General features: G+C 61.4%; 7 protein-coding genes. 1 reads left to right on the top strand and 6 read right to left on the bottom strand.

The window, feature by feature from the left end; genetic code table 11:
* Positions 1-48 precede the first annotated feature (48 nt).
* On the top strand, positions 49-861 hold the full coding sequence (locus tag VNT00_RS03040) for a helix-turn-helix transcriptional regulator (RefSeq protein WP_325584386.1): 813 nt from the start codon (positions 49-51) through the stop codon (positions 859-861).
* A 16-nt stretch (positions 862-877) separates the two neighbouring features.
* On the opposite strand, the gene VNT00_RS03045 is transcribed toward VNT00_RS03040, so the two are convergent.
* From VNT00_RS03045 to ggt, 6 genes are all read right to left on the bottom strand, one after another.
* A complete protein-coding gene (locus VNT00_RS03045; protein ID WP_325584400.1) occupies positions 878-1,420 on the bottom strand; it encodes a peroxiredoxin in 543 nt (180 codons plus the stop codon).
* A 169-nt stretch (positions 1,421-1,589) separates the two neighbouring features.
* Positions 1,590-3,434: a phosphoenolpyruvate carboxykinase (GTP) gene (locus tag VNT00_RS03050; protein WP_325584388.1), complete on the bottom strand. Its 1,845-nt coding sequence runs from the start codon at positions 3,432-3,434 to the stop codon at positions 1,590-1,592.
* A 183-nt stretch (positions 3,435-3,617) separates the two neighbouring features.
* Entirely contained in the window at positions 3,618-4,352 is a 735-nt protein-coding gene (locus VNT00_RS03055; RefSeq protein ID WP_325584390.1) for an amino acid ABC transporter ATP-binding protein, read from the bottom strand.
* Between the two features lie 16 nt (positions 4,353-4,368).
* Positions 4,369-5,058: an amino acid ABC transporter permease gene (locus VNT00_RS03060; protein WP_325584392.1), complete on the bottom strand. Its 690-nt coding sequence runs from the start codon at positions 5,056-5,058 to the stop codon at positions 4,369-4,371.
* A 10-nt stretch (positions 5,059-5,068) separates the two neighbouring features.
* Entirely contained in the window at positions 5,069-5,809 is a 741-nt protein-coding gene (locus VNT00_RS03065; RefSeq protein WP_325584394.1) for an amino acid ABC transporter permease, read from the bottom strand.
* Between the two features lie 75 nt (positions 5,810-5,884).
* Positions 5,885-7,654, bottom strand: a complete 1,770-nt coding sequence (gene ggt / locus VNT00_RS03070; RefSeq protein WP_414650873.1) for a gamma-glutamyltransferase — start codon at positions 7,652-7,654, stop codon at positions 5,885-5,887.
* Positions 7,655-8,118: the final 464 nt, after the last annotated feature.

Consider the following 8,118-nt stretch of genomic DNA (forward strand, 5'->3'; position numbering starts at 1 on the left):
GCAATCACGTTAACGTGCCATGGGTTTTCCGTCTAACGATATACAGCCATGAACTATCGCCAACCAGACAATATTATCGCGCCGGCCCTTTCCTTGCGCGAGCTGAAGACCTTGCCAAGGCCTGTCTACGGCCACTCCGAAGGCCTGCCCAACAAGCCGCTGGGCTATCGCCACAAACACCCCTGGGTGCAGCTTTCGTACACGGCCCAGGGGGTCATCCAGGTGCGCACCTCGTCGGGCCTGTTCGTGGCTCCGCCGCAAAGCGCCATCTGGATCCCGGCGGGCATCGAGCATCAGGTGCGCCGCCTTGGCGATACGCAAATCAACAGCCTGTATATCGACGTCGCGGCCGCCGGCGCAAAGCAGAACTCCGGCTGCAGGGTCCTGGGCGTCAACCCGCTGCTGCGCGAGCTGATACGCCGTTTCGGCAGCCTGCCGGTCCAATACGAGGAATCCGGCCCGCATGGCCACCTGGTGCAGGTGCTGCTGGACGAGCTGGCAAACGCCCCCGAAACAGGGTCCATGCTGCCGCTTCCGGCCGACCCGCGCCTGCGCACGCTGTGCAACGCACAGCAGGCCAACCCGGACTCGCGCACAAGCCTGCAGCAATGGGCCGACCGGCTGGATGTTTCCGAACGCACGCTAAGCAGGCTGTTCGTGCTGCAAACCGGCCTGACGTTCCGGCTGTGGCGCCAGCGCCTGCGGCTCCTGACCGCATTGCCCATGCTCGAGCGCGGCGAACGCGTCACCGATGCGGCGCTGGCCTGCGGCTACGAAAGCCTCTCGGCCTTCATTGCGGCATTCCGCGAGCAGTTCGGCGCGACGCCCGGGGAATTCTTCCCGGCCCGCCATCCAATGTGAGTCCGGCCCGCAACGACTAGCGGCGCGGATGTTCCGCAGCCCATTTCTTGACGGCCGCCATGGTGTTCTTGACATGGTCGTCGGGACTGGAACTGCTGTATTCGTAATAGATTTTGCGATCGGGCGTGATCACGTAGGAAATACGGCTGGCCATATTGGGCATGAACGCCATCTTGGCGTCGTAGGCGCGGATGATGGTCGACTGGGGGTCGGCGCCCACCGCGAATTTGCTGCGGCATTCGCTGACCGAGAACTTCTTGAGCTTGTCGATCTTGTCGGCGGAAACGCCCAGTACCGTGGCGCCGTACTGCTTGTATTCGTCGACGGCCTCGGCAAAATCATGGGCTTCGATCGTGCAGCCCTTGGTAAAGGCCGCGGGGTAGAAATACAGCACCACCGGCCCTTTTTTCAGGGCCTCGTCCAGCACGAAATTGAATTCATTGCCCCCTAGCGATGCCTGCACGGAAAAGCTTGGCGCCTGGCTGCCGACCGGCAAGGCGGCATGCGCCGGCAGCGCCACGGCCAGCAGGATAAACAGCCCGCAAACCCCGCCCAGCATAGACAAGAACAAAGACCGGATTTTCATGGTTCACCTTCTTCAATATGCCGGCGGGAACAAACCCGCCAACCAGTACCAAGTACGCCCGGCCACCCAGCTCAATGGCATGCCCGCGACCGGAACGCGCCGCGCAACAGCCGGGGCCGCATGCGCTGCGGCCCCTTGCGGGTCAGGCGCTAAGGCGCGTGCTGAACCGGACCTGCAGACCCTGCAGCTCGGACGGCAAGCGATGCTTGAGCTTGTCGAACAGCTCGGCGTGCAGGCCGAGTTCTTTGCGCCACGCATCGGGGTCGATGGTGGTAATGCGCTTGAACATGTCCGAGCCGAAATCCAGCCCTTCCCAGGTGATGTCCTGGTAGCGCGGCGTGATGCCGAACAGGTTTTCGTCGCCCTTGGCCTTGCCTTCGATGCGCTCGAGCATCCATTTGAGAATGCGCATGTTCTCGCCGAAGCCCGGCCAGATGAACTTGCCCTGATCGTCGGTCTGGAACCAGTTGACGCAGAAAATGCGCGGCAGCGTGGCGCCCTGGCCCTGCAGTTTTTGCCCCAGCTTCAGCCAGTGCTCGAAATAAGAGCTCATGTTGTAGCCGCAGAACGGCAGCATGGCGAAGGGATCGCGGCGCACGACACCTTGGGCGCCCGCGGCCGCGGCCGTGGTTTCGGAACCCAGGGTGGCGGCCATATAGACCCCTTCGACCCAGTTGCGGGCTTCGGTTACCAGCGGCACGGTGTCGGAACGGCGCCCGCCGAAGATGAAGGCATCGATCGCCACGCCCGCAGGGTTATCCCATTCGGGGTCGATCACCGGGTTCTGCTGCGCCGACACCGTAAAGCGGGCGTTGGGATGGGCCGCCTTGCGCCCGGAATCGGGCGTCCAGTCATTGCCATGCCAGTCCAGGCAGTGTGCGGGGGCCGGGCCCATGCCCTCCCACCAGACGTCGCCATCGTCGGTCAGGGCGACATTGGTGAACAGCACGTTTTCGCGCAGCGAAGCCATGCAGTTGTAATTGGTTTTTTCGTTGGTGCCCGGCGCCACGCCAAAGTACCCGGCCTCGGGGTTGATGGCATACAGCCGGCCATCGGCGCCCGGCTTGATCCAGGCGATGTCGTCGCCAATGGTGGTGACTTTCCAGCCCGGCAGCGAGGCGGGGGGAATGAGCATGGCGAAATTGGTTTTGCCGCAGGCCGACGGGAAAGCCGCCGCCACGTGCATCTTTTTGCCGGCGGGCGAGGTAACGCCCAGAACCAGCATGTGCTCGGCCATCCAGCCCTGGTCATGCCCCATGTTCGAGGCAATGCGCAAGGCAAAGCATTTTTTGCCCAGCAGCGCATTGCCGCCATAGCCCGACCCGAAGGACCAGATCTCGCGGGTTTCAGGGTAATGAACAATGTATTTGGTTTCGTTGCAGGGCCAGGCCACATCAGCCTCGCCCGGCTGCAGCGGCTTGCCTACAGAGTGCACGCAGGGCACGAAGGGGCCGTCGGCGCCCAGCACGTCGTAGACCTTGCGGCCCATGCGGGTCATGATGCGCATATTGGCCACGACATAGGGCGAATCGGAAAGCTCGACGCCGATGTGGGCAATGGGCGAGCCCAGCGGCCCCATGGAAAAGGGAATGACATACATGGTGCGCCCGCGCATGCAGCCCTTGAACAGGCCGTTCAGGGTCTGCCGCATTTCGGCGGGCGCCACCCAGTTGTTCGTGGGGCCGGCGTCTTCTTCTTTTTCGGAGCAGATGAAGGTGCGGTCTTCCACGCGCGCCACGTCGCTGGGCGACGACCAGGCCAGATACGAGTTGGGCCGCTTGGCGGGGTTAAGCCTGCGCAAAGTGCCCGCCTGCACCATTTGTTCGCATAAACGGTCGTATTCTTCCTGGGAGCCGTCGCACCATTCGATGCGATCCGGCTGCGTCAGCGCCGCCACTTCAGCCACCCAGGCTTTGATGCCCTCGTGCTTGACCCACTCCGGGGCGTTCGATTCGGAAACGGACGTGGAACTGCTTGCTGCGTTCATGGGGCTTTGTCTCCTTTGTGGCCTCTTTGTGCGCCTCTGACTGCGCCGGGCCTGGCACTTATTTTTAGGGGAAAGAAAGGCCGGATTCATATCCGGCCGCAACCTGGATGTCGCTGTTACAAGAGATCATCCAGACCCATTTTATCGACTTTCGCGTTCAGTGGACTAAATTTTAAAAGTAACTCAGTGCGTCAGTATCTTGGAGAGGAACTGCCGGGCCCGCTCGGAACGCTGCTCGGTGTGTTCGAAGAATTCATCCTTGGAACAATCTTCGACGATGGCGCCCTGATCCATGAAGATGACGCGATCCGCCACTTTCCGGGCGAATCCCATTTCGTGGGTCACCACCATCATGGTCATCCCCTCGCGGGCCAGGTCGACCATGACGTCCAGCACCTCGTTCACCATTTCCGGGTCCAGGGCCGACGTGGGCTCGTCGAACAGCATGGCGATGGGGTCCATGGCCAGCGCCCGGGCAATGGCTACACGCTGCTGCTGGCCGCCCGAAAGCTGGCCGGGGAATTTATCCATGTGCGCGGCAAGGCCCACACGCTCCAGCAGGTCGCGCCCGCGCTTGGCAGCTTCGGCCTGGCTGCGGCCCAGCACCTTGACCTGCGCCAGCTCCAGATTGCGCATGACCGACAAATGGGGGAAAAGCTCGAAATGCTGGAACACCATGCCGATGCGGGAACGCAGTTTCGGCAGATTGGTCTTGGGCGCGCCGACCGAAACGCCGTCGATCCAGATCTCGCCCTTCTGGAAAGGCTCGAGCGCATTGGCGGTCTTGATCAGGGTGGACTTGCCCGAGCCCGAGGGGCCGCACACCACCACCACTTCGCCGGTAGCAATGGAAGTCGAACAATCCTTCAGCACCTGGAACGAACCGTACCACTTGCTCACATTCTTGAATTCAATCACACACTACCTCTTTGCATTAACGGACAATTGCCATGCGGCGCTCCAGCACCTTGACGGAGCGGGACGCGGCATAGGAAATAAGAAAATAGACCAGCGCCGCGAAGACGAACATCTCCACCAGGCGCCCATCGCGCTGCGCGACGTTGTTGGCCGCCCCCAGGAAGTCGGTCAGCGACAGCACATAGACCAGCGAGGTGTCCTGGAACACGACGATCATCTGCGTCAGAAGGATCGGCGTCATCTTGCGGAAGGCCTGCGGCAGAACGATGTAGCGCATGACCTGGCGATAGTTCAGGCCCAGGGCGTACCCGGCCCCCAACTGCCCTTGCGGGATCGACTGGATGCCGGCGCGCATGATTTCGCAGAAATAGGCGGCCTCGAACAAGGTGAAGGTAATCAGTGCGGAAGTAAACCCGCCCACGGCAATGGGCCGCCCCGCCTGGGTCAGCCAACCCACGATGTAAGGCACCAGAAAATAGAACCAGAAGATGATCAGGATAAGCGGCAAGGCCCGCAGCAGGTTCACATAGCCGCCCGCCACCGCCGAAAGCGCCTTGCGGGACGACAGGCGCATCATGGCCAGCAGCGTGCCGAGTATCACCGCCCCTATCGTGGACAACACCGTAAGCTTCACGGTAAACAGCAGCCCCACCTTGAACAAGTACGGCGCGGTGCGAAAAATTATTTCAAAATCGAATCCATGCATAATGTGCCCCCTAGCGCGCCGAACCCATGAAACCCGGAACGCGCAGCCGTTTTTCAACGCAGCGCATCAACACGACCACCACCGCGTTGACGACCAGGTACAAGACCGTGGCGGCGGCGAACGACTCGAATATCTGGAACGTGAATTCCTGCATGGATCGCGCAGCGCCCGTAATTTCCATCAGGCCTATGGTGAAGGCAATGGACGAGTTCTTGATCAGGTTCAGGGCTTCGGAAGTGAGCGGCGGCATGATGACGCGCGCGGTCTGGGGCAGCAGCACATAGCGGTACACCTGGGCCCGCGTCAGGCCAAGCGCCGTGCCCGCCATGGGCTGGCCCGCCGGCAGCGAATGAATGCCGGCGCGGACCTGCACCGCGATCCGCGACGACGTAAACAAGCCCAGGCATATCACCGCCGTCCAGAACGCGCACCACGTTGGATCCATGGCCTTGATCGCCGCACCCCACCCAAAGGGCAGCACTTCGGGAACGACGAAATACCATAAGAACATCTGCACCAGCAGCGGCACGTTGCGGAACAACTCAACATAGCCGGCGCACAGCTTCTCGAGCCAGCCGATCGAACTGGTGCTCGACACGCCCACGGCCAGGCCCACCAGCAAGGCCAGGCACCATGCCAGCACGGAAACGCCAAGGGTCCAGTACAAGCCCTGCATCAGCGTCGCCCAATAAGTATGGACGCCGTCGGGCCCGACCTCCCAGAAAATCGACCAGTTCCAGTTGTAATTCATATCAAATCAACTCTGCGATAGGGTAAAGGGTGAAAGGCACGCGATAACGGCAAGCCGGGATGGAACCGGGCGGCCCTAATCGCCCTTGGCCACGCCTTCGCGCCGGGGATCGGCGCCACCGGTCAGGCCGGACGAATCAATGACGATGGCCTGCACCCCGCTGGGAAACTCCTGCACCCGGACTTTATGCCCCATGGCCTCCAGGGGCTGAACCAGGCCAACCAGAGCGGTTCCCTTTTCAAGCTCGGTCTGCCTGTTGCGGCTGCCGAAATTGGGCAGGGATATTGCCTGCTGCACGTCCAGCTTCCAGTCCAGAACGCCCACCAGCGTTTTGGCGACGTAATTGATGATGGCGCTTCCGCCGGGTGAACCCAGCGCCATATATGGCTCTTGATTGTGAAATACGATGATCGGCGCCATGGTGCTGCGTGGGCGCTTGTTGGGCTGAACCCGGTTGGCAACCGGCTTGCCGCTGGCATCGACGGGGTCGCGGGAAAAATCCGTAAGCTGGTTGTTCAGCATGAAGCCCCTGACAAACAGTTTGCTGCCAAAGGCGGACTCGATGGTGGTCGTCATGGACACGACATCGCCCGACACATCCACCGCCACGATCTGGCTGGTGGAAGGAATCTCCGGCGCATTGTCGCGGCCCAGCTCGGCAAGCTTGCCCACCGGGTCGCCCGGCTTGGCCACGCCCATGCTGTGATCGGGACTGATCAATGAAAACCTGGATTTCAAATAGGCGGGACTGATCAATGCCTGGGTCGGCATCTTGATGAAATCCGGGTCGGCCGCATAGTAGTCGCGATCCGCGTAAGCCAGGCGGCCCGCCTCCGAAAAGTAATGCACAGCCTCGAGCCCCTCGGGCTTGAGCTTATTCATCGGCACGTATTCCAGCACCCCCAAAAGCTCCAGAACCCCCAGTGTTCCCGAACTGGGGGGCGCCATGCCGCAAATCCGGTATGCACGATAATCACCGCACAAAGGTTCGCGTTGCCGGGCGCGGTAATGGGCGAGATCGGCCAGGGTCATGTCGCCCGGTATCGCGTGACCTCGCACCGCGGCGACGATGTCGCGGGCAATATCCCCAGTGTAGAATGCATCGGCGCCACGCTGCGCCACCCGGCGCAGCACCTCGGCCAGGGCGGGGTTCTTGAGCAAATGGCCGACTGGCCATGGTTTGCCGTCGGCATCCAGAAAGTACGCGGCCGCCGCCTTCTGCCTGGACAGTTCGGAGCTTTTTACCAGCATGGCATGCAGCCGAGGAGACACGCGAAAACCCTCGTCGGCCAACCGGATTGCGGGTTTGAACAAGTCGGCCCATGGCAGCTTGCCATACTGGCGATGGGCCAGCTCCAGGGCCCGCAACACGCCGGGAACCCCTACCGACAACCCGCTATTGACCGACGTCCAGAACGGCAGAGGCTTGCCATTTGCCATGAAACGATCGGGCGTGGCGGCGGCCGGCGCCGTTTCGCGGCCGTCGTAGGTCGTCAGTTTCTTGTGCGCCTTGTCGTAGTAGACAATGAATGCGCCGCCGCCTATGCCCGACGACTGCGGCTCTACGAGAGTCAGCACCATCTGCGCGGCAATGGCGGCATCCAGGGCGCTGCCGCCATGGCGAAGCACTTCGTAGCCCGCCTCGGTGGCATGGGGATTGGCGGTGGCCATCATGAAATGCCGGGCGTGAACCACCTGCTTCGCGGTATAGCCGCTGCCGGCTTCGGGATTCAGATCGGCATCGGCAATCTTGGAGGCAGAGACCTGCCTGGATACTGCAATTGCGGCTGGGGGCTGGGCGTGAGCGGCGGCCAGGCTGGATACGACCGTCGGGCGGGCAACCACCGTACTGCTTGCGCCAAGAAAACCCGCGGCAAGAACCGCCGCATGAACCCATTTTGTCTTCCTGCGCATCCACCCCCCATTAGCCATGCCGAAGCTGCATCACACCTGTGCCTTCCTCAAGCTGATTATTCCCCATTGTCCTAGCATTTTCCCCAACCGCAAAGTCTTGTCACAAAGGCATCTTCAGTGCACACTGTATCGTCCCCTTTACTTTTTCACTAGAAATTTTATAATTACCGAAAAATGAGAATTCGGTAATAAATAGTTTTCTGGTTTACTGTAATAGGGTATTTGAGTAATCAGTGTATCGACTCCAAGGAGACACAATGAAACGCATCATCAAGACGGCCCTTGCGGCAGCATGCCTGGCAACCGCCGCGACCAGCCTGGTTGCCGCGCCCGCCTCGGCGGCCGAGCCCTTCAAGATCGGGCTCATCGTTCCCATGACCGGCCCCTTCGCCTCC

The organism is Eoetvoesiella sp. (genome assembly GCF_035555955.1).
Lineage (GTDB): Bacteria > Pseudomonadota > Gammaproteobacteria > Burkholderiales > Burkholderiaceae_B > Eoetvoesia.